Genomic DNA, 22,813 nt, shown 5'->3' with positions numbered 1-22,813 from the left:
CTATCAGGTATTCAGCGGCACCAGGAAATCGCGGCTGATGCGATTGCCAAGCTCGAAGATCCGTTCGAAGAAGCGGGTCAGGTAATCGTGCAGGCCGGCGTCCAGGATTTCATCGAGATTGCTGAATTTCAGGTCGGCATGCAATTTCCCGGCGAAGCGTTCGGTGTCGGAGGATGTATCGTTATGCACATGCTTGAGATTGCCGACCACCTGCTCCATGCAAGACAGCAGCGAGCGTGGCATGTCCGGCCGCAAGATCAGCAGATCGGCCACGCGCGCCGGCGTGATCACGTCGCGATACACTTTGCGGTAGATTTCAAAACCTGACACGGAACGCAGGATCGCCGCCCAGTAATAGAAGTCGATTTGCGGATCGGCGATCGAATCCTGCTCCTGGCTTTGCCGCTGGCCGTTCTGGTTCTGCAGGTTCTTCGTATATGCGCCTTCCTTGGCGCCGTGGAATTTGACGTCGATGATGCGCGCGGTGTTGTCGGCGCGCTCCAGGAAGGTGCCGAGACGGATAAAGTGGAACGCCTCGTCCTTGAGCATGGTGCCGATGGTGACGCCGCGCGACAGGTGCGAGCGGTGTTTGACCCACTCGAAGAACTCGCTGGGGTTCTGCTCCAGCGCGTTGGTCTGCAGATAACCCTGCATCTTGATCCAGGTGGCGTTCTGGATTTCCCAAGCTTCGGTGGTCAGCGCGCCGCGCACTGCGCGCGCATTCTCTCGCGCCTGTTTCAGGCAGGAGGCGATCGAGGAAGAATTGCTGGGATCGCGCACCATGAAATCGATCACGTCTTTTTGCGTGACCACGCTGTATTTCTTGTCGTAGGCGTGGGTCAGCTCGGAAATGCCGAGCACTGCACGCCAGCCCTTCTCGACATCCTCGACCGACTGCGGCAGCAGCCCGGTCTGCACGTGCACGTCCAGCATGCGTGCGGTATTTTCTGCCCGCTCGGTATAGCGGGACATCCAGAACAAATGGTCGGCGGTGCGACTGAGCATGTTATTTCTCCAGAATCCAGGTGTCTTTGGTGCCGCCGCCTTGGGACGAGTTGACCACCAGCGAACCTTCCTTGAGGGCGACGCGGGTCAGGCCGCCGCGCACCAGGGAGACATTCTTGCCGGACAATACGAATGGCCGCAGGTCCAGGTGGCGCGGTGCGATGCCGGATTCGACATAGGTCGGGCAAGCCGACAAGGCCAGCGTCGGCTGGGAAATATAACCGTCCGGCTTGGCCAGCACGCGCTGGCGGAAATCTTCGATTTCCTGCCTGGTCGACGCCGGGCCGACCAGCATGCCGTAGCCGCCGGCGCCATGCACTTCCTTGACCACCAGGTCCTTGAGGTTGTCCAGGGTGTACTGCAAGTCTTCTTTCTTGCGGCACTGGAAAGTCGGCACGTTGTTCAGGATCGGCTTTTCCGACAGGTAGAACTGCACCATGTCCGGCACGAACGGATACACCGACTTGTCGTCGGCGACACCGGTGCCGATCGCATTCGCCAGCGTGACGTTACCGGCGCGGTACACCGACAGCAGGCCCGGCACGCCGAGCGATGAATCGGCGCGGAAGGCGAGTGGATCGAGATAGTCGTCGTCGATCCGGCGGTAGATCACGTCGACCCGCTTGGGGCCGCGTGTGGTGCGCATGTAGACGTGGTTGTCGTTGACGAACAAATCCTGTCCTTCGACCAGCTCGACGCCCATCTGCTGCGCCAGGAACGCGTGTTCGAAGTAGGCCGAGTTGTACATCCCCGGCGTCATCACCACCACGGTCGGATCGGTGACGCCGACCGGCGCTACCGAGCGCAGGTTATCCAGCAGCATGTCGGGATAATGGTCGACCGGCGCGATCTTGTGGCGCAGGAACAGCTCGGGGAACAGCCGCATCATCATCTTGCGGTTTTCCAGCATGTAGGACACGCCCGACGGCACCCGCAGGTTATCTTCGAGAACGTAGAACTCGCCCTCGCCGGCGCGTACGATATCGACTCCGGCAATGTGCGCGTAGATGTCAGAAGCGACCGAGATGCCCTGCATTTCGGGGCGGTACTGGGCGTTGCGGAAAATCTGTTCAGCCGGGATCACGCCTGCCTTGACGATGTTCTGGTCGTGGTAGATGTCGTGGATGAACATGTTGAGCGCCTTGACGCGCTGGATCAGGCCGGCTTCCAGCGTCGCCCACTCCTGCGCATGGATGATGCGCGGAATGATGTCGAAGGGGATCAGACGTTCGGTGCCGGCGTCGTTGCCGTACACGGCGAAAGTAATCCCGACCCGGCGGAAAATCAGGTCGGCTTCGGCGCGTTTGCGGGCGATCGTTTCAGCGGTCTGGGCGTTGAGCCAATTGGAAAATTCGTTATAGTGCGGGCGCACCGACGAATTGCCATCGGAGTACATTTCATCGAAAAAATTTGCCATGATCTTGCTTTGCTGTGGTTTGATCGGAAACTATCAAGTAGCTATCAAGAAGCGTGCCCGTAACATGCCTGTTGTTGCTCATTCGTTGCTTATTCAGCATTATCTTAACTAAAGATTAACATGCGATCTTGCTGGTTGAATAGGCTTTATTTTAGGCAATGCTAGGTCCGCTCTTAGCAAATTTTGCATAATCTGGGTGATGGCCTCCGTCATGATCTGATTGCAAAAACTGCTGCATTAAATGCTCTTAACCCATGCGGCTCAACCCTCCTTGGGCCATGGCGCCGGCGCCGGGACAGGACACGGCGCGGGCATGTCGATCGAGGTGAATGCCGCCGGGCTGACGATTTCAAGATACTCCATGTCTTCCGAGTAGTCGAATAAAAAATGCACGATGCCCGGTCGCTGGTGCACGCAGTCGCCGGCCTTGACCAGCGTTTCCTTGTCCTCATACATGAAGCGCGCCCAGCCTTTGAGCATGTAGACGATGTGGAAATCGGCTTCATGCCGGTGCCAGCCGGTGCCGACCTCGGGCGCCATGTTGGCTTTCACCAGGTGCGCCACCACCTGGCCGCCGGTGGCGGCGGCGATACCGAGATCGCGGTACAGGAAAAAATCGCGCAGGCCGCCCGATTCGAATTCGGTGTCGCCTTCGCGCACATGGGAGAACACGGTCTTCGGGCTCGCGTCTATCTTCGCTTCTGTCTTCGTATCCATTGCAGCTATCCTTTCCTTGGCATTGGAAATCGTTTTCAGAATTCCACATCCAGTTCATTGATATCGTCCGGCTCCAGCTTGGCCGCCTTGATCCATTCCTGCATTTCCGGCAACGCCATGATGCGCTTGCAATAGGCGCTGCAGACGGAATCCAGCTTTACATCGTACGTCAGAAAGCGCGTCGCCACCGGCGCGTACATGGCGTCGGCCATCGAGCGTTCGCCGAACAGGAACGGGCCGCCATAGGTCGCCAGGCATTGTTTCCAGATGGTGGTGATGCGTTTGATGTCGGCTTCGGCGCGCGACCACACCTTGAAGTCGGGGAAGCGCGCCTTGATGTTCATCGGCAGCGCCGAGCGCAAGGCGCTGAAGCCGGAATGCATTTCGCCGCAGATCGAGCGACAGTGCGCCCGCGCGGCGCGGTCCGCCGGCAGCAGCCCGGCCTTGGGCCGGATCTCGTGCAGGTACTCGCCGATGGCCAGGGTATCCCACACCACGATATTGCCGTGGTACAGGCAGGGCACCAGGATCGACGACGACAGCAGCAGGATCTCGGCGCGCGCATCCGGATCGTCCGGCGAGATCAGGTTTTCCTGGAATTCCAGTCCGGAGAACCTGGTCAGCAGCCAGCCGCGCAAGGACCACGACGAATAGTTTTTACTGGTGATGCTCAGAGTGGTCTTAGGCATGGCAATATTCTTCCGTATTGGATCGAAAGCGTTTTTGATTGGCAAACCGTTTGATGTCTACTGAGCAAAGGCCGTGCCAGATGTATGGGCATGGATATTGCACCTGACGCATTTGCCGGCATTCCAATAACAGGGTAGTCCCATGACTAAAATTTACCAGGCATATCAGGGCTATGCGGATCTCAGCGATCCGATGCGTGCGTGGGCTGGCGCTGCCGCACCGATGTTGGGCTACCGCTGGCCGGTTTGGCCCGACAGCCTGGCCATGCGCAAGCTGGCCGCCGCCTGCGAAGTGTTTTCGTGCACCCGGTTGACGCACCAGCGCCCTGCATTCGGGATAGACAGCGTCGAAGAGAATGGGCGCACAATTTCGGTGCATGAAGAAATAAGCGACCAGACGCCATTCTGCACCTTGTTGCGTTTCCGTAAAGAAACCAAGGCGGTGCAGCCGCGCATCCTCCTGGTTGCGCCCATGTCCGGACATTTCGCCACCTTGCTGCGCGGCACCGTGAGCACCTTGTTGCGTGACCATGACGTGTATATCACCGACTGGCACAACGCCCGCGACGTCGCCCTCAGCGACGGCCGTTTCGGTTTCGACGAATATGTCGCCCACCTGATCCGCTTCATCGAGAAGATCGGCCCCGGCACCCACGTGGTGGCAGTTTGCCAGCCGACCGTGGCGGCGCTGGTGGCGGTGTCGCTGATGGCGGCTGACAAACATCCGGCGCAGCCGTCCAGCATGACCCTGATGGCAGGTCCCATCGATACCCGCATCAATCCTACAGCGGTCAACCAGCTGGCGAAAAGCAAGCCGATCGAGTGGTTCCGGAAAAACCTGGTGAGCACTGTCCCCGGCCGTTTCACCGGCAGCCAGCGCCAGGTCTATCCCGGTTTCCTGCAACTGAATGCGTTCATGAGCATGAACCTGGAGCGCCACCTCAAGGCCTTCCAGAACTTGTACAACTACCTGGTCGACGGCGAAGACGAAAAAGCCAACACCATCAAGACCTTTTACGCCGAATATTTCGCCATGTCTGACCTGGCCGCGGAGTTTTACCTGGAAACCGTGCAGAGCGTATTCCAGGACCATGCATTGCCGCTTGGCGAAATGCAGGCATTAGGGCGTACGATAGAGCCGTCGGCGATCCGGCGCACCGCATTGTTCACCGTAGAGGGGGAGAAGGATGATATTTGCGCAGTAGGCCAGACCGTGGCCGCCCAGGACATGTGCAGCGGCATACGGCCGTACATGAAATCGCATCATGTGCAAACCGGGGTCGGGCACTATGGTGTCTTCAACGGCCGGCGCTGGGACAACGAAATTTACCCGCGCCTGCGCGATTTCATCCACAGCCATCAGTAGGGTGGGCACCCTGTGCCCACGCCGTTGCCTGCGCTCCGGTTATCTCGGTCGCGCATGGGTACGGGGGGCCACCCTACGAACTACTTATTGATTGTCGCAGAGGATATCCATGTCAATTCACGTAGCACTCAATCATCTCACCACCTATCGCTACGAGCGCCCGATCACCCTGGGGCCTCAGATCATCCGCCTGCGCCCGGCGCCGCATTGCCGCACCCGCATCCTCAGCTATTCGCTGCGGATACTGCCGGAGCCGCATTTCATCAACTGGCAGCAGGATCCGCAGGCTAACTACCTGGCGCGGCTGGTGTTTCCGGAAAAGGCCAGCGAATTCCGCATCGAGGTCGACCTGGTGGCCGAAATGTCGGTGCTCAATCCATTCGACTTTTTCCTCGAGCCGTATGCCGAGAAAGTGCCGTTTTCCTACGCGCCGGAGCTGCAGAACGAGCTCGAGCCGTATCGCAAGAAACTGCCGCTGACGCCCTTGCTGCAGAAATTCCTGGACCAGGTGCCGCGCGAAAGGATCCGCACGGAAGACTTCCTGGTCAGCCTGAACCAGCAGCTGGCGCAGCTGATCAGCTACACCATCCGCATGGAACCTGGTGTGCAGACCCCGGAACAGACGTTAACCCTCGGTTCCGGCTCATGCCGCGATTCGTCCTGGCTGCTGGTGCAGATATTGCGTTACCTCGGGCTGGCGGCGCGTTTCGTCTCCGGCTACCTGATCCAGCTGACGGCCGACCAGAAATCGCTCGACGGTCCATCCGGCCCGCAGACTGATTTCACCGATCTGCACGCCTGGTGCGAGGTCTACCTGCCCGGCGCCGGCTGGATCGGTCTTGATCCTACCTCCGGCCTGTTCGCCGGCGAAGGTCATATCCCGCTGTCCTGCACGCCGGAGCCGTCGTCGGCGGCGCCGGTCAGCGGCATGGTCGAGCCATGCGAAGTTGAGTTCGAACATGCGATGAGCGTGCGCCGCATCTGGGAATCGCCGCGCGTCACCAAGCCGTACAGCGAGCAGCAGTGGGAAGAGATCGAAGAACTGGGCCACGCCATCGACGACGACCTGGACGAGCTCGACGTGCGCCTGACGATGGGTGGCGAGCCGACTTTCGTCGCGCTTGACGATCCTGAAGGCGAGGAGTGGAACACGGCCGCCATGGGCCCCACCAAGAAGCCGCTGGCAGCCGAGCTCTACCATCGGCTGCGCCAGCAATATGCGGCGCAAGGCCTGCCGCATTTCGGCCAGGGCAAATGGTATCCGGGCGAGCAGCTGCCGCGCTGGGCGCTGAATTGCTACTGGCGCCGCGACGGCGAGCCGATCTGGTCGACGCCGGCCTTGATTGCCGACGAAACCAAGAAACAGGTCACCGACGACAATATCGCCGAGCGCTTCTTGCATGGTGTTGCCGCACGGCTGACGCTGGAGCGGCAGCATGTGTTCGCAGCCTATGAAGACATCTACTATTACCTGTGGCGCGAACGCCGCCTGGCGATCAACGTCGATCCGTCCGATGCGCGGCTGGACGACAAGCAGGAAAGGGCGCGGCTGGCGCGGGTCTTTTCGCAAGGCTTGCGCAAGGTCGCCGGCTACGTATTGCCGCTGGTCCGCTCCGCCGATGAAAGCAGCTGGCAAAGCAGCAGCTGGTACCTGCGCGGCGAACACTGCTACCTGCTGCCGGGCGATTCTCCCCTGGGTTACCGCTTGCCGCTCGATTCGCAGCCGTGGGTCAAGAAGGCTGACTATCCCTTTGTGCACCAGCAGGACCCGACCCAGGAATTCGCGCCACTGCCGCTAAGTCAGAAAATCGGTCAACAAATCCGCCAGCAGCTGGTTACGCCGGTTTCTACCGCCGGCAAGGCGACCGCGGCAGATGCAACGAAGTACAGCTCGACTTCATACAGCGCAGCCTTCACCAGCGAAGCGCAGGCGGCGCCGGCGCCGTTCGAATCGGCTGACCAGATTGCCCGCACCGCCCTGTGCGCGGAAGTACGGCAGGGCGTGCTGTACCTGTTCATGCCGCCGCTGGAGCGGCTGGAAGATTACCTGGAACTGGTGGCGGCGATCGAAGCCACGGCGCAAGCCCTGGAACAGCCGTTGCTGATGGAAGGCTATGAGCCGCCGCACGATCCACGCCTGGCCAAGTTCAGCGTCACGCCCGATCCCGGTGTGATCGAGGTGAATATCCAGCCCATGCACAGCTGGAGCGAGCTGGTAAGCAACACCACCTATCTGTACGACGTAGCGCGCGAGACTCGCCTGACTACCGAGAAATTCATGCTCGACGGCCACCATTCCGGCACCGGCGGCGGCAATCACCTGGTGCTGGGCGGCGCCACCACCAGCGACTCGCCGTTCCTGCGCCGGCCCGACCTGCTGCGCAGCCTGATCAGCTACTGGCACAACCATCCGGCGCTGTCTTACCTGTTCTCCGGCATGTTCATCGGTCCGACGTCGCAGGCGCCGCGCGTCGACGAAGCGCGCAACGATGCGGTGGTCGAACTGGAACTGGCGTTTACCGAAATGGACAAGCAGCTGGCGAAAGACGGCTGTGCGCCATGGCTGGTCGACCGGCTGCTGCGCAACCTGCTGATCGACGTCACCGGCAACACGCATCGTGCCGAATTCTGCATCGACAAGCTGTATTCGCCCGACAGCAGCACCGGCCGCCTTGGCCTGCTGGAACTGCGCGCATTCGAAATGCCGCCGCATGCGCGCATGAGCCTGACCCAGCAACTGTTGCTGCGGGCGCTGGTGGCGCGCTTCTGGAAGACACCGTACAAACCGCCGCGCCTGGTGCGCTGGGGTACCGAGCTGCACGACCGTTTCCTGCTGCCGCATTTCATCTGGCAGGATTTCTGCGATGTGATGGACGACATGCGGCAGGCCGGTTACGCACTCAAGCCGGAGTGGTTCGCGCCGCATTTCGAGTTCAGGTTCCCGAAAATCGGCGACTTTGCCATAAACGGCATCGGGCTGGAATTGCGCACCGCGCTCGAACCCTGGCATGTGCTGGGCGAGGAAAGCCGTTCCGGCGGCAACGCCCGTTACGTCGATTCTTCGCTGGAGCGCTTGCAAGTGAAGGTGAACGGCATGGCACCGGATCGTTATGTGCTGACCTGCAACGGCGTACCGGTGCCGCTGCAGCCGACCGGCCGGGTCGGCGAGTTTGTCAGCGGCGTGCGTTACCGCGCCTGGCAGCCGCCGTCGGCCCTGCATCCGACCATCGGCATCGACTCGCCGCTGACCTTCGACCTGGTCGATACCTGGAACGGCCGCAGCCTGGGCGGTTGCCAATATCACGTGGTGCATCCCGGCGGGCGCAGCTACGAAACATTCCCGGTCAATGCCTTCGAAGCCGAAAGCCGGCGCCTGGGGCGTTATTTCCGTCTCAACCATACTCCGGGCCCGATGCAGGTAACGCAACCGATAGCATCCATCGAGTTCCCATTTACGTTAGACTTACGTCACTTCTGATCAAGCTCGGCAGCCGTGGTGCAGAAAAGCCGTAGCGCAACTAATTTGAGGTTGCGCTGCGACTTTCTGCAGTCTTGGCGGCAAGGTTTGCATTTAACCGTTTCAAGTGACGCAAGCGAATAACCATGTACCGGCGTTTACTCGAGAGTTATCCCGCAGAGGCGGATCGTTACGACGAAATGCTGGAAGCCGGCGGTCGCTTGCGGCCGCACTGGCGCACCCTGATCGACCAGCTCGAAGGGCTGTCGCCGGAGATCCTGCGGCGCCGCGCGCGCGAGGTGCGCGAAGCGATTGCCGCCGACGGCGTGACCTACAATGTGTACGCCGATCCGCAGGGAGCCAACCGTCCCTGGGAACTGGATCTGTTGCCGCAGATTATTTCCGCCGACGAATGGCAGACCTTGTCCTCCGCGGTGGTGCAACGTGCGCGCCTGCTCAATGCAGTGCTGGCCGACCTGTACGGCCCGCAGACGCTGCTGTCCGAAGGATTGCTGCCGCCGGCGCTGGTGTTCGGCCAGCATGGCTACCTGTGGCCTTGCCGCGGCATCGAGCCGCCGGCAGGCATACACCTGCACCTGTATGCAATCGACCTGGCGCGTTCGCCGGACGGTCACTGGTGGGTCATGTCTGACCGTACCCAGGGGCCGTCGGGCGCCGGGTACGCTTTGCAGAATCGGCAGATTATGTCGCGCGCGCTGCCGGAGACGGTGCGCGATATGCATGTGCAATCGCTGCTGAAATTTTTCCATACCCTGCACGACAGCCTGAACGCGCTGGCGCCGGCTGGCGGCGAGACGCCGCTGGTGGTGCTGCTGACGCCGGGGCCGTATAACGAAACCTATTCCGAGCACGCCTTCCTGGCGCATACCCTGGGCTTTCCGCTGGTCGAAGGGGCGGACCTGATGGTGCGCGGCGACATGGTCTACCTCAAGACCCTGAGCGGCTTGCGGCGCGTGCATGCGATCCTGCGGCGGCTGGATGACGACTATTGCGATCCGCTCGAACTGCGCTCCGATTCCGCGCTCGGCATTCCCGGGCTGGTGCAGGCGGCGCGCCTGGGCAATGTGCTGATTGCCAATTCGCTCGGCAGCGGCGTGCTGGAATCGGGCGCCTTGCACGGTTTCCTGCCGGCCATCTGCCAGCGTCTGCTGGGCCAGCCGCTGGCGCTGCCGGCGGTGGCGTCCTGGTGGTGCGGTGAAAAACCGGCGCTCGATTACACCTTGGCCAACCTGGAGCAGCTGGTGATCATGCCGGCGTTTCCGTCGATGCGCATGCAACCGGTCTATGGCCACAGCCTGAATGCGCAATCGCGCCAGCGCCTGGTCGACAGCCTGCTGGCCCAGCCGCACGCCTACGTGGCGCAGGAATGGGTGCGGCTGTCACAGGCGCCGGTGCTGTCGCGCAGCGGCGAATATCGCTTGATGAGCCGCGCGGTCAGCTTGCGGGTATTCGTGGTCGCCGGCGCCGACGGCAGCTACCACGTGATGCCGGGCGGCCTGACGCGGGTCGCGCCGCGCCAGCGCAAGGACGTGGTGTCGATGCAGCAGGGCGGCGCCAGCAAGGATGTCTGGGTGCTGAGCCCGGTGCGCGACGAGGCTGGCAATGCGGTCGGCGATGTGGCCGCGACGGCGACGGCGCCGCTGGAAGACAGCGACGGCCGGCAGCGTACGCTGGATCTGATCAGAAGCACCGTTGACATTTCATCGCACGCCGGCGAAAACCTGTTCTGGATGGGGCGCTACGCCGAGCGCTGCGACAACTTGGCGCATCTGCTGCGCGCCACCCTGCAACGCAGCAGCGACCTGCAAGGCGAAGCGCGCGAGACCTTCTACCAGCTGTGCGAAATCTGCCGCGGCCTCGGGATTGCCCTGCCGGCCGCGACCACACGGCCAACCGTCGCCGCCTTGCAGCAGGCGCTGATTGCCGCCATCGCCGATCCTGCCGCCAGCGTCGGCATTGCTGGCAACCTGCGTCATTTGCATCACTGCGGCTACCAGGTGCGAGAACATCTGTCGCTGGACAACTGGCAAGCGCTCAACCGCATGCCGGGCCTGACGACGGACAGCAGTGGCCCCAGCGGCGTGACTCCTGCTGCTGCGCTGCACATGCTGAACAATGTAATCCAGGCCTGCGTCGGCCTGGCCGGCCATGCGCTGGACGACATGACGCGCGATGAAGGCTGGCACTTCCTGATGCTGGGCCGCCATATAGAACGCATGACCCACCTGGCCAACCTGTTCGGCCAGTTCCTGCGGCTGCCGGCGGAGCGCCAGAACCGGACCCTGCCGTGGCTGCTGGAATCGGCCAACAGCGTGGTCACCTACCGCGTGCGCTACCGGCGCGCGCCGGAATGGCTGCCGGTGCTGCATCTGCTGGTGTTCGATGTCAGCAATCCGCACGGCATCGCATTCCAGTTCCATATGCTGGAGCGCTATTTAAGCGATATCGCCGAACAGCTCGGCACCCTCAGCATGGATACGCCGGCGCATCTGTCGGCCTTACTGCGCGAATTCGAATTGCAAGACCTCAGCCATGATTCCTTGTTTGTGGCAGACGCCCATGCGCGCCTGGTGCAGCTGATGCGCGACGCCATCGCCGGCGCCTTTTCGCTGTCGGACGAACTGGCGCGCCATTTCTTCACGCCCTTGAACGCGCCGGTCAGCCAGGGAGTGTCATGATGAGCGAGCACACCTATCACATCCGCCACGATACCCATTACGCCTATTCGCAGGCGGTGCGCCTGTCGCACCAGATGCTGCGCCTGACACCGCGTTCGCTGCCGTGGCAGACCTGCACTTCGCACGGCATCAGCATCACGCCCGAGCCGCAAAACCTGCGCATGTTCCTGGACAGCTTCGGCAATCCCCTGCAATCGTTTTCGCTGGAAAACGACCATACCGACCTGCGCGCCCTGGCCGAATCGTGGGTCACGCTGACGCCGCGCCAGCTGCCGCCGGCGACGCCGCCCTGGGAGCAGGCGCGCGCCGCGCTGTCATACCAGGCCGGCCAGTTCCTGCTGCCTGACGACCTGGAAGCCACGCGCTACCTGTTTGAATCGGCGCATGTGCGGATCAAGCGTGAATTCCTGGCGTATGCGATGGAATCGTTTACGCCAGGACTGCCTTTGCTGGCAGGGATCAACGCTCTGATGACGCGGATTTTCCAGGAATTCACCTTCGACCCGCTAGCCACTACCGTTTCCACCCCGGTCACCGATGTGTTCGCTACCCGGCGCGGCGTATGCCAGGACTTTGCCCACTTCATGTTGTCCTGCCTGCGCTCCCTGGGACTGGCGGCGCGTTATGTCAGCGGCTATCTGCTGACCGAACCGCCGCCCGGGCAGCCGCGCCTGATCGGCGCCGATGCTTCGCACGCCTGGGTGTCGGTGTATTGCCCCGGATTCAACGGCCAAGCCAGCTGCTGGATAGATGCCGATCCGACCAACGGCATCTTCCCCGACACCAGCCATATCACGCTTGGCTGGGGCCGCGATTTTCTCGACATCTCGCCCTTGCGCGGCGTCCTGATCGGCGGCGGCCAGCAAACCATGGATGTTGCCGTCACCGTCATGCCAGCCCATGAAGCACCAGGTTTCGGATTCGCGGTTTAACCGATACATGCCCCGACCTCATTTGATCGCACCTATAAAAAGCATATGAAAACATTCTTCCAGCACTGTCAGTTGGCGGCCTGCGCCATGACCATATTTTCGGCACCGGCTGCGGCTGAGCCACCGATCGCGCCACAAGTGCAGCTTGCTGCGCAAGCAAGTTTCAAGGAATGGGCCGAGGTGCTGGCAATTCCCAACGACTCTGCGGTAGCCGCGGATATCCAGCGCAATGCCGCCTGGTTTGAACAAGCTTTTCAGCGGCGAGGTTTCCATGCCAGGCAATTGGCCAATAACGGCAAGCCGCTGCTGTTCGCAGAGTTTCCAAAGAGCGATCCGGGTCTTCCGACAGTACTGTTTTATGGACATATGGATGGACAGCCGGTCAATCCCTCCGAGTGGCAGCAGAAAAGCCCGTGGGCGCCGGTATTGAAACAGCGCAATGCAGCAGGCCAGTGGGAAGCCATGCCGCTGGATAAGTTGTTCGCCAAGGATGTCGATCCTGAGTGGCGTTTGTTCGCCAGAGCTTCTGCGGACGACAAAGCGCCGATCATGATGCTGCTGGCTGCGATTGACGCACTCAAAGCCGGCGGCAGGACGCCGGCGATCAACCTCAAGGTCATTCTTGACGCGGAAGAAGAAAAAGGATCGCCGTCATTGGGCAGCGTCATTAAGCGTAATCAGGATTTATTGAAGTCCGATATGCTGGTCGTACTGGACGGACCGATGCATCCCAGCAATCAGCCAACATTGGTATTCGGCAATCGCGGAATCGTTGTCGGCACTTTGAAGGTTTATGGCCCGAAGCAAGATAGCCATAGTGGACACTACGGTAACTATGCCGCCAACCCGGCGCAATTGATGGCGCGTTTGCTGGCATCGATGAAAGATGACGAGGGCCGAGTTACGGTTCCCGGTTATTACGATAGCGTCAAGCTGGACGCCGATTCATTGCGTGTCATGCGCGCAGTGCCTGACGACGAAGCGGCGCTGCGCCAGCGTCTTGGAATTGCAGTCGCAGATAAGGTCGGACAAAATTATCAGGAAGCGATGCAATATCCGTCACTCAACGTGCGTGGCATGCAATCTGGAGATGTCGGCGAGAAGGCTCGCACTGTCGTGCCGGCGATGGCCGTCGCCGAACTGGATCTGCGTACCGTACCTGAAACTGAGCCGGCGGCCTTGATAGCTTTACTCAAGGGATTTGTGGAGAAGCGGGGTTTTCACTTGGTCAATGGGGAGCCGAGCGATGCGGATCGCGCCCGCTATCCTAAACTGGCCTCGCTGGAGTTCGAGTCGGCATCGGCTTCCAGCAGCGCCGTGCGTACCGATCTGCACGCGCCAATCAGTAATTGGCTGCGCCGCTCTTTGACCAAGACCTACGGTAAGGAACCGGTGCAGATCAGAATGATGGGCGGCACTGTTCCCACCGGCGCGCTAGTCGATGCACTGAAAGTTCCTTTTGTGATTGTGCCGCTGGTCAATGCCGATAACAATCAGCACAGCGCCAATGAGAATATGCGGTTGGGAAATTACATCAATGGTGTGAACAGCCTGGTAGGCATCCTGTCGGAGCCTTTTGGCAGCAAGCCCTGAACGATCAAAAAGCTTCCACGGCAGCAGTCAAATGGGGTCAGAGTTTTTTTCGCGGGTTTTGCGAAAATTACTCTGACCCCATTTGACGTTCTACGGAGTGGGGGCGGTGACACGCTAAAAAGCAACGTCAACACCCCTAAGGCGTCCGCACATGATGCACCAGCGCCACCGCGCGCGGATCGGGCGGCGGCGTCAGCAGGCTGACCACGATCAGCGCCAGCAGGCCGGCCGGCACGCCGAAGATGCCGGCCGCCATCGGTGCGATGTGGAACCACTGGCCGCTGGCCGAACCGCCCAGCGCCGGATAGGTATGCAGCATGTAGTAGATGCAGGTGCCGAAGCCGACCACGATGGCGGCGATGGCGCCTTGCTGGTTGCCGCGTTTCCAGAACACGCCTAGCGCCAGCACCGGGAACAAGGTCGAGGACGCCAGCGAAAACGCCGCGCCCACCATCGACAGGATATCGCCCGGTTTCAGGGAAGCGGTATACGCCGCCAACAGCGCCACCACCAGCAACAGCAGCTTCGATACCGTGACGCGCTTGGCGGTGGAGGCGTGCGGATCGATCATCTTGTAATAGACATCGTGCGACAAGGCATTGGAAATGGTCAGCAGCAGACCGTCCGCGGTCGACAGCGCCGCCGCCAGCCCGCCCGCCGCCACCAGCCCGGAAACGAAATAGGGCAGGCCGGCGATTTCCGGCGTCGCCAGCATGATCATGTCGCCGTCCAGGGTGATCTCTGACAATTGCACCAGGCCGTCATGGTTGAAATCGGTGATGCTGACCAGCGGGTTGCTCTTGTCTATATTGGCCCAGTACGAGACCCATTCCGGCAGGTGCGCGTAGTCGGAACCGACCAGCGAGGTATAGATATAGTATTTCACCAGCACCGCCAGCGCCGGCACCGTGAGATAGATCAGCAGGATGAAAAACAGCGTCCAGAACACCGACTTGCGGGATTCCTGCACCGACGGCGTAGTGTAGTAGCGCATCAGGATGTGCGGCAGGGACGCCGTACCCATCATCAGGCAAAACACCAGGGCCAGGAAATTGTTGCGCTTGATGTCGGACGCCTCCCGCGTGGCGCCGGGAAACGGCGTCGCCTGCGGCACCGGCGGTTCGGCGCGCGCCAGGTTGCTGGCCTTGTCCTGCTGCCATTTGCGCTCGGCTTCCTCTGGCGTTTTCGGATAGCTGTTCAAGGCGCGGTTGGCGGCGCGAATCTCGATCAGGGAACTGTTGTTGCGTTTCAGCAGTTCCAGGTGCTGCTGCGCTTCAATCCGCCCCTGTTCCCAGGATTTCGGCAGGTCGCGCAGGCGGGCGTCGTAGTCATCCGCATTGGCCTTGAAGATCGCTCGCACATCGATTTCCTTGGGGTCGACATCGAGCTTTTTTTCGATATTGGTGATCTGCGCCAGCACTGAGCCATAGGAAACCTGCGCCACCGGGCTGTGCGTGTGCTCCATCGACAGCCAGATCACCGGGATCAGGTAGGCAAACAGGATGATCACGTATTGCGCCACCTGGGTCCAGGTGATCGCCCGCATGCCGCCCAGGAAAGAGCAGACCAGGATGCTGGCCAGGCCAAGGAAAATCCCGACCGAAAAATCGACGCCGGTGAAGCGTGAAGTGATCAGGCCGACGCCATAGATCTGCGCCACCACGTAAATGAAGGAAATCACCACGGTGGCCGCCACCGCCAATACTCTGACCGGATTGCTGCTGGTGCGGCCGCGGTAGCGCGCCGCCAGGAAATCCGGGATCGTGTACTGGCCGAACTTGCGCAGGTAAGGCGCGATCAGCAGCGCCACCAGGCAATAGCCGCCGGTCCAGCCGATGATATAGGCCAGGCCGTCGAAGCCTTGCAGGTAGAGGCCGCCGGCCAGGCTGATGAAGGTGGCCGCGGAAATCCAGTCGGCAGCGGTCGCCATGCCGTTGAACAGCCCCGGCACCCGCCGACCCGCGACATAATATTCGGAGACATCGGAAGTGCGGCTCATGATGCCGATGCCGGCATACAGGACGATGGTGGCGAACATGAACAGGTAGCCGATCCAGGTGCGCGGCAAGCCTTCCTTTTCGAGGATCGCCAGCACCACCAGCAACAGGATGAAGCCGCCGGTATACCAGGCGTAGTAGCGCACCAGGCGCCAGAAAAAAGAGCCGTCTTTCATTGCTGCTCACGCTTTTGCTCGCGGTTATGCCCGCGATTATGCTCGGATTCCTGCTGGCGCCGGTCTATCTTCCGCATCTGCCAGGTGTATACCGCGACGATCAGCAGGTAGGCCAGCGCCAGTCCCTGTGCCGCCATGTAAAACGACAGCGGCCAGCCGAACCAGCGTATGCCGGACAATTCACGGGCAAAGAAGATGACGCCGAAAGTCAGGACGAACCAGACCAGCAGCAGGCCCAGCGTCAGTCGCCTGGTGCTGTGCCAATGGCTGGCGGGATGGTGCGGGCGGGGTTTCAGCATGGGCATGTCTGGTCCGGTGGCTGGTGGTTGTCAATGGAAGTCCGAGTTGAAATCAAGCGCAGGTTTTTCCAGTAAACGGAAGGTGACGCGGAACAGGCTGCCTGGCAGTTCCGGCTCGCTGCTGCGCGGATTATAGGAAATCGTCACCTGGGCGTCATGCTGCTGCGCGATCTCGCGCACGATCGCCAGCCCCAGGCCGCTGCCGCCGCGGCCGCTGTCGAGGATGCGGTAAAAGCGCTGGAACACATGGCCGCGTTCGGCCGGCGGGATGCCCGGGCCGGTATCTTCGACTTCCAGTATCGCGAATCCCCTTGCTACCGCCGTGGAGTTTTCTGCCCACTCGCCGCGCACGCGGACTGTCACCCGGCCTTCGACCGGCGTGTAATGCAAGGCATTGTCGATGAGGTTGCCCAGCAGTTCGCGCAGCATGAGTGGATTGCACAGCACCGGCACCGGTTGCTCGTCCTGTTCGAAACCGAAATCGATGCGCTGGCCGAATGAAGCTTCGACCCAGTCTTGCACCACGGCGCGAGCGAATTCGGACAGGTCGACTTCGATGAACGGCGCGCTTTCCTGCGACTGGTTTTCCGCCCGCGCCAGCGACAGCAGCTGGTTCACCAGCCGGGTCGCCGATTCCGAGCTCTTTGCCAGCTGCTCCAGCGAGCGATGGATATCGTGCTGGCTGGTCTGCCGCAGCGCCAGTTCGGATTGCATGCGCATGCCGGCCAGCGGCGTTTTCATCTGGTGCGCGGCGTCGGCGATGAAACGTTTCTGGGTCTGGATCGACAGCGACAGGCGCGACAGCATGTCGTTGAGCGAACGAACCAGCGGCGAAATTTCTTCCGGCACCTGGCCGGAATCGATGGGGCTGAGGTCGTCCGGGCGGCGCGCCCGGATCCGCTGCTGCAATTCGGACAGGGGCGACAGGCCGCGCGACAAGGCGAACCAGATCAGGGCCAGCGCGATCGGCAGGATCAGGAATTGCGGCAGGATCACGCCCTTGATGATTTCATTCGCCAGCCGGGCGCGTTTTTCCAGCGTTTCCCCGACTTGCACCAGCGCTACCCGCGGCCGCTCCTGTTTGTCGGCGCTGCCGCCGGCGTCGACCGTGTTGCGCAGGTCGACATAGGTATAGGCGATCCGCACATCGCTGCCATGCAGGGAGCTGTCCCAGAACTTGACCTTGCCAGGGTGTGCGGGCTCGTCTTCGGCGACAGGCGTGTGCATGTCGCGGTCGCCGTCGATATATTCGCCGTGCGGTCCGGTGATCAGGTAATACACATTGTCGACATCGTCGGCGCGCAGGAAGTCGCGCGAGGGTGTGGTCAGGCGCGTCAGGACCTTGCCGTTGACCTCGCTCACCTGCTGCGACAAGACCGTGACGCTGTCGTCCAGCGCCTGGTCGAAAGGCTGGTTGGCGATCGACTTCGCCACCACGTAGGTAATCGCGATGCTGATCGGCCACAGCAGCAACAGCGGCACCAGCATCCAGTCCAGGATTTCGCCGAACAGGGAGCGCTGCACCCGTTCTTCGGTTTGCGCGGCGGCCGGGGCGGATGGGTTTGGCTGCGCAGCCAGAGATTGAGCGTCGCGCATGAGGGCAAGCGTCAGCGGCGGCTGGAGGCGTCGAGCGGCGAGAGCGAAGCAGAGGAAGCTGCCGGACCTGCGGCAGCGGCTTGCGGCTCGCTGATTTTTTCCAGGCAATAACCGAGGCCGCGCACCGTGGCGATCCGCACGCCGCCGACTTCGATTTTCTTGCGCAAGCGATGCACATACACCTCGATGGCGTTGTTGCTGACTTCTTCGCCCCATTCGCACAGGTGGTCGACCAGCTGTTCCTTGGAAACCAGGCGGCCGGTACGCTGCAGCAATACTTCCAGCAAACCCAGTTCGCGCGCCGACAGGTCCAGCATCTGCTCATTGATATAGGCGATGCGTCCGACCTGGTCGTAACTCAGCGGACCGTGCTTGATGACGGTAGGGCCACCGCCGGCGCCGCGCCGGGTCAGGGCGCGCACCCGCGCCTCCAGTTCCGACAGTTCGAACGGCTTGGCCATGTAGTCGTCGGCGCCCAGGTCCAGGCCCTTGACTCGTTGCTCCAGGGAATCTGCGGCGGTCAGGATCAGCACCGGCAGCCGCGAATTCCTGGCGCGCAGGCGGCGCAACACCTCCAGGCCGGTCATCTTGGGCAGGCCCAGGTCCAGGATCAGCAGGTCGAAATCCTGGGTCGAGAGGGCCGAATCCGCTTCCATGCCGTTCATCACGCAGTCGGTGGCATAACCCGACTGGCGCAGCGAACGCGTCAGTCCATCGGCTAGAACACTGTCGTCTTCGGCAAGCAGGATGCGCATGATGGAGGTGTTTCCGGTACGGTGGATGGAAGTACTGCTTGTAGTCTATGGCGTTTCATTCTTCCCAGCAAGGTCGACGTAACATTGCCGCTGGTATTGGCGCTGTTTGGTATAATCATTGCCACTCAATCCAGCCTGGACCTGCTTTCCTACTTTGATGCGACGCTTACTGATTCTTTTGCTGATGTTTCTGCTGCCTATGCAAGTTTTTGCAGGCATGACCGAATCCCAGGCAAACACCGTGGCGACGCTGGCAGTCCAGCAGGAAATTCTGAAAGGAGTCTTGCAAGATGCCTCCGCCTGCACGGCTGGCGACGATTGCAGTTCACAGGACAGTGTTGTCGACGACATCGAGATGCATGTCGATCTCGGCGATGAGACAGTCCCTGCTTTTCCCCTTGTATTTGCCGCTGCGGCGATCGCTTCTACACCTGCGTTGAGCAACGATAAAGCGCTCCAGCCTCCGTTCCTGCCTCCGGCCGGTCCTCCGCCCAGAGCTTAAGCGCCTTTACGCCGCCCGATTGCATCCGGCGGCAGGCGCCTTCCCATCTGCCGGGTAACTGCCCGGCGATTCCAACCATCCATGATGTTGAGCGGCGGGCTGATGTGCGTCTTGCATCTCGCCTTAATTCCGGGCCGGCTCGGCGTCATGGCATGGCTGTGAAGTTTTAAAACTTAGCGGCCCGTGTGGCCGTGACGGCATCAAATCTCAGGAGAAAGTATGAAAAAATTATTTGTGGCGCTGATCGTCGTCGCCATGACGTTGTCAGCTGGCATGTCGGCCGTTGAAGCCAAGCGCATGGGCGGTGGCGGTTCCTTCGGCAAAAAATCGCAAAGCATGAACCGCCAGGCGGCGCCGGCGCAGAACCAGGCCGGCAATGCCGCCAAGCCAGCTGCTGCTGCAGCAGCGCCGGCCGCTGCGGCTGCCGCCAAACCTAGCATGTGGAAAGGCATGCTGGGCGGTGCGCTGCTGGGCCTGGGCCTGGGCGCCTTGCTGTCGAGCATGGGCTTGGGCGGCGCCATGGCCGGCATGATCAGCAATATCATCATGATCGCCTTGTTCGCATTCGCCGCCATGTTCATCTACAAGCTGGTGCGCCGCAAGATGGGCAACGGCGCTGCCGGCGGCAATGGCATGCGTCCGGCCTATGCCGCCCAAGCGCCTTCCAGCTTCACGCCGGAAATCGCTTCGCGCCTCGAGCAGCCTATGCAGCGCACGGCATTTGACGCCGCGCCTGCAGCGGCGGCGACTGGCGCTGGCGCCGCAGGCGTTGCAGCCTGGGGTGTGCCTGCCGATTTCGATACGGCCGGTTTCCTGCGCCATTCCAAGACCTATTTCCTGCGCCTGCAAGCCGCATGGGACAAGGCTGACAGCAACGACATCCGCGAATTCACCACACCGGAAATGTTTGCCGAACTGCGCATGCAATTGCAGGAGCGCGGTGCTTCGGACAACCATACCGACGTCGTGACGCTGGATGCCGAACTGCTGGGAATCGAGACTGCCGACGCCGAATACCTGGCCAGCGTGAAATTCACCGGCATGATCAAGGAAGACGATGCAGCTTTCGCCGCGCCGTTCTCCGAGGTCTGGAACTTGTCGAAGCCGACCGCGGGGCAGGGCGGCTGGATACTGGCTGGGATCGAGCAGGTCGAACAAAAGGGTTGAGCCCGGGCTGAAACCAGCTTTCATAACAAAGCCGCCGGCGAGAAATTGCCGGCGGCTTTTTCTTTTGGCGCGCGCCAGTGGCGCCAGTAGTGGCACAATACGGGGTTTTCAGGATACCGCTAAAGGAATTTCAATGAGTTTGCCAACAAGTTCGCCGTCGGCGGCGCCGCTGCCGCTGTCGAATTCTGCCGTGATTCTGACCGGCGACCGTCCGACCGGCCCTTTGCACCTGGGCCATTTTGTCGGCAGCTTGCGTAACCGCGTCGCTTACCAGCACACATACCGCCAGTTCATCATGCTGGCCGACGCCCAGGCGCTGACCGACAATATGGACGACACCGGCAAGGTGCACCGCAATGTGGTGGAAGTTGCGCTCGATTACCTGGCGGTCGGCATCGATCCGGCCTTGTCGACGATCCTGATCCAGTCGCAGATTCCGGAATTGGCGGAGCTGACTTTCTATTACCTGAACCTGGTGACGGTAGCGCGGCTGGAGCGCAATCCTACGGTCAAGGAAGAAATCCGCTTGCGCGGTTTCGAGCGCGATATCCCGGCCGGATTCCTGACCTATCCGGCCAGCCAGGCGGCGGATATCACGGCTTTCAAGGCGGCGCTGGTGCCGGTGGGCGAAGACCAGATTCCGATGATCGAGCAAACCAATGAAATCGTGCGGCGTTTTAACCGTACCGCGGGGCGCGATGTGCTGGTTGAGGCGAAGGCGCTGGTGCCGGAGATCGGACGCCTGCCTGGCATCGACGGCAAGGCCAAGATGAGCAAGTCGTTGGGCAATACCATCAACCTGGGTGCGACTGCCGACGAGATCCGGGCGGCGGTCAAGCAGGTGTATACCGATCCTTTGCACCTGCGGGTGCAGGATCCCGGCCACCTGGAAGGCAATGTCGCCTTCCTCTACCTGGATGCCTTCGATCCCGACCAGGCCGGCCTGGCTGAGATGAAAGCACATTATGTGCGCGGCGGCCTGGGCGACAGCCTGGTCAAGGCGCGCCTGGAAGCCTGCCTGCAAGACCTGCTGGCGCCGATCCGCGCCCGCCGCGAGGAGCTGGCCAAGGACAAGGGCCATGTCATGCAGATCCTGAAGGAAGGCACCGCCAAGGCGCGCGAAGTAGCGGCGAAAACCGCCGACGAAGTCAAGGCAGCTCTGGGCTTAACTTACTTCTAAAGGGCTGCGGAGTACATGTCAAAAGCAACGGCATGGCCCTGCATCGATCACTAATTCGCTACCCGTAACAAAACGTCCGGCATCCGACGCCAGATACAGGATCGCCGCCGCCACATCGGCAGCCGAACCGCGCTCTGTCAGCATCTGCAATTCCGCCCTGTCTGCCAGCACCTGGGTCAGGTCATCCTGCCTGCGCATGGCTGCAGCCAGCGCAGGCGGCCGCACCACGCCCGGATGGATGGCATTGACGCGGATATTCTGCATTGCGTAGCGCATCGCATGCGCATTGCCCATCCGCAGCGTCGCTCGTGCCGCATGGTCGGCCGCTTCCTGCTGCTCGCCATCCATGGGGCACAGCGACAGCACGTTGACGATGGAGCCGCCGCCGGCGCGTTCCATTGCCGGCGCCACGTGTTTGCTGCACAAGATGCTGCCGTTGACGTTGGTCTGCATCGCCTGTTCCCAATGCTTCAGCGGCAGTTCCTGTGCCGAGGCATTGCTGGCGTCGACGCCGGCGCTGTTGACCAGGATATCGATGCGGCCGAAATGCGCTTCGACTGCCGCCATCACCCGCTGCACCGCGTCGTTGTCGCTGACGTCGACTTGCCAGAAACGCACATTGTCCTTTTTGCCGCCGAGCAGCCTGGCGATGACGCGCCCCTCCTGCTCCCGTTCATCTAGAATCGCCAAATGTGCACCAGCCGCCGATAGCGCGCAGGCGATATGTAAAGCGATGCCACGCGCCGCGCCGGTGACCAGGGCGACCTTGTTTTTAAGAGGGAAATAGGCGGTAAGTGGATTCATGGTCGGCAGAATCATTGTCAGTTTTTACACGCAATTAAAGCATTCTTTAGTGCACATTGCAACCATGCTTTAAATGATTGAAAGTATTCTTTACCGATGATGAATAATTACGGGGCGCGGCTCGCAGAAGCTTTGCATTTGGCGCAAAAAGACAGGCAGGAACTCGCAGACGGCATCGGCGTCAGCGTGCAGGCGATCGGGCAGGTGATCGCCGGCAAAACCAAGGCGCTGACTGCGGAGAATTCGGCGCTTGCGGCAAGATTCCTGGGCGTCGACATATTCTGGCTGGCCACGGGACTCGGCGACCCCAAGATATTGCTCAAGGCTTCCGGCCAGTGGCCTTTCAGCATCAGCGTGGAATCGTTCCTTGCGATCCCGGAGGCAGAACAGAACCGCATAGGCGAATACATCGAATTCTGCGTCAACAAATGGCAAACGGCTCACCCGGCAAAAAAAAGCTGA

Annotated in this window: 18 protein-coding genes; 9 read left to right on the top strand and 9 right to left on the bottom strand. The window is 61.2% G+C overall.

Annotated elements, in window-relative coordinates:
- Positions 1–3 precede the first annotated feature (3 nt).
- The 4 genes from CFter6_RS21545 to CFter6_RS21530 form a co-directional block, all read right to left on the bottom strand.
- Complete coding sequence (locus tag CFter6_RS21545; RefSeq protein WP_061541656.1) at positions 4–1,005, bottom strand: alpha-E domain-containing protein; 1,002 nt, start codon at positions 1,003–1,005, stop codon at positions 4–6.
- A 1-nt stretch (position 1,006) separates the two neighbouring features.
- Positions 1,007–2,422: a circularly permuted type 2 ATP-grasp protein gene (locus CFter6_RS21540; RefSeq protein ID WP_061541655.1), complete on the bottom strand. Its 1,416-nt coding sequence runs from the start codon at positions 2,420–2,422 to the stop codon at positions 1,007–1,009.
- 261 nt (positions 2,423–2,683) lie between these two features.
- On the bottom strand, positions 2,684–3,139 hold the full coding sequence (locus CFter6_RS21535) for a cupin domain-containing protein (RefSeq protein WP_061541654.1): 456 nt from the start codon (positions 3,137–3,139) through the stop codon (positions 2,684–2,686).
- A 35-nt stretch (positions 3,140–3,174) separates the two neighbouring features.
- Positions 3,175–3,828, bottom strand: a complete 654-nt coding sequence (locus CFter6_RS21530; protein ID WP_014007806.1) for a glutathione S-transferase family protein — start codon at positions 3,826–3,828, stop codon at positions 3,175–3,177.
- A gap of 142 nt (positions 3,829–3,970) precedes the next feature.
- Here CFter6_RS21530 and CFter6_RS21525 point away from each other — a divergent pair, with 142 nt between their 5' ends.
- The 5 genes from CFter6_RS21525 (at position 3,971) to CFter6_RS21505 (ending at position 13,875) form a co-directional block, all read left to right on the top strand.
- Positions 3,971–5,194, top strand: coding sequence for a polyhydroxyalkanoate depolymerase (locus tag CFter6_RS21525; protein ID WP_061541653.1), 1,224 nt, complete (start codon positions 3,971–3,973; stop codon positions 5,192–5,194).
- A 109-nt stretch (positions 5,195–5,303) separates the two neighbouring features.
- Positions 5,304–8,672 carry a transglutaminase family protein gene (locus tag CFter6_RS21520; RefSeq protein WP_061541652.1) on the top strand — a complete coding sequence of 1,123 codons (3,369 nt, stop codon included), beginning with the start codon at positions 5,304–5,306 and terminating at the stop codon, positions 8,670–8,672.
- A gap of 125 nt (positions 8,673–8,797) precedes the next feature.
- Positions 8,798–11,350, top strand: coding sequence for a circularly permuted type 2 ATP-grasp protein (locus tag CFter6_RS21515; RefSeq protein ID WP_061541651.1), 2,553 nt, complete (start codon positions 8,798–8,800; stop codon positions 11,348–11,350).
- Positions 11,347–12,282, top strand: a complete 936-nt coding sequence (locus tag CFter6_RS21510) for a transglutaminase family protein (protein ID WP_061541650.1) — start codon at positions 11,347–11,349, stop codon at positions 12,280–12,282. The genes CFter6_RS21515 and CFter6_RS21510 overlap by 4 nt, the downstream gene beginning before the upstream one ends.
- A gap of 45 nt (positions 12,283–12,327) precedes the next feature.
- On the top strand, positions 12,328–13,875 hold the full coding sequence (locus CFter6_RS21505) for a M20/M25/M40 family metallo-hydrolase (RefSeq protein WP_061541649.1): 1,548 nt from the start codon (positions 12,328–12,330) through the stop codon (positions 13,873–13,875).
- A 136-nt stretch (positions 13,876–14,011) separates the two neighbouring features.
- Here the strand turns inward: CFter6_RS21505 and CFter6_RS21500 are convergent, their stop codons facing one another.
- The 4 genes from CFter6_RS21500 to CFter6_RS21485 are packed head-to-tail and all read right to left on the bottom strand — an operon-like array spanning position 14,012 to position 18,698.
- Entirely contained in the window at positions 14,012–16,048 is a 2,037-nt protein-coding gene (locus CFter6_RS21500; protein ID WP_061541648.1) for a sodium:solute symporter family protein, read from the bottom strand.
- A complete protein-coding gene (locus CFter6_RS21495; RefSeq protein WP_061542516.1) occupies positions 16,045–16,347 on the bottom strand; it encodes a DUF4212 domain-containing protein in 303 nt (100 codons plus the stop codon). Before CFter6_RS21495 ends, CFter6_RS21500 begins: the two co-directional genes overlap by 4 nt.
- A 30-nt stretch (positions 16,348–16,377) precedes the next feature.
- A complete protein-coding gene (locus tag CFter6_RS21490) occupies positions 16,378–17,943 on the bottom strand; it encodes a sensor histidine kinase (RefSeq protein WP_061541647.1) in 1,566 nt (521 codons plus the stop codon).
- 11 nt (positions 17,944–17,954) lie between these two features.
- Positions 17,955–18,698 (bottom strand): response regulator transcription factor, encoded by a 744-nt coding sequence (locus CFter6_RS21485; RefSeq protein WP_061541646.1) that lies wholly within the window; start codon positions 18,696–18,698, stop codon positions 17,955–17,957.
- Positions 18,699–18,816: 118 nt separating this feature from the next.
- On the opposite strand from CFter6_RS21485, the gene CFter6_RS21480 reads away from it, so the two are divergent.
- The 3 genes from CFter6_RS21480 (at position 18,817) to trpS (ending at position 21,547) form a co-directional block, all read left to right on the top strand.
- Positions 18,817–19,200 carry a hypothetical protein gene (locus CFter6_RS21480; RefSeq protein WP_150118833.1) on the top strand — a complete coding sequence of 128 codons (384 nt, stop codon included), beginning with the start codon at positions 18,817–18,819 and terminating at the stop codon, positions 19,198–19,200.
- 219 nt (positions 19,201–19,419) lie between these two features.
- Positions 19,420–20,367 carry a Tim44 domain-containing protein gene (locus CFter6_RS21475; protein WP_061541644.1) on the top strand — a complete coding sequence of 316 codons (948 nt, stop codon included), beginning with the start codon at positions 19,420–19,422 and terminating at the stop codon, positions 20,365–20,367.
- 133 nt (positions 20,368–20,500) lie between these two features.
- Complete coding sequence (gene trpS / locus CFter6_RS21470) at positions 20,501–21,547, top strand: tryptophan--tRNA ligase (protein WP_061541643.1); 1,047 nt, start codon at positions 20,501–20,503, stop codon at positions 21,545–21,547.
- Between the two features lie 18 nt (positions 21,548–21,565).
- On the opposite strand, the gene CFter6_RS21465 is transcribed toward trpS, so the two are convergent.
- Complete coding sequence (locus CFter6_RS21465; protein ID WP_167351431.1) at positions 21,566–22,351, bottom strand: SDR family NAD(P)-dependent oxidoreductase; 786 nt, start codon at positions 22,349–22,351, stop codon at positions 21,566–21,568.
- Positions 22,352–22,489: 138 nt separating this feature from the next.
- Here CFter6_RS21465 and CFter6_RS21460 point away from each other — a divergent pair, with 138 nt between their 5' ends.
- Positions 22,490–22,813 carry a helix-turn-helix domain-containing protein gene (locus CFter6_RS21460; protein ID WP_205631414.1) on the top strand — a complete coding sequence of 108 codons (324 nt, stop codon included), beginning with the start codon at positions 22,490–22,492 and terminating at the stop codon, positions 22,811–22,813.

The sequence above is a fragment of the Collimonas fungivorans genome (assembly GCF_001584145.1).
Taxonomy (GTDB): Bacteria; Pseudomonadota; Gammaproteobacteria; order Burkholderiales; family Burkholderiaceae_D; genus Collimonas; species Collimonas fungivorans.
This window is presented reverse-complemented; position numbering and strand designations above follow the sequence as displayed.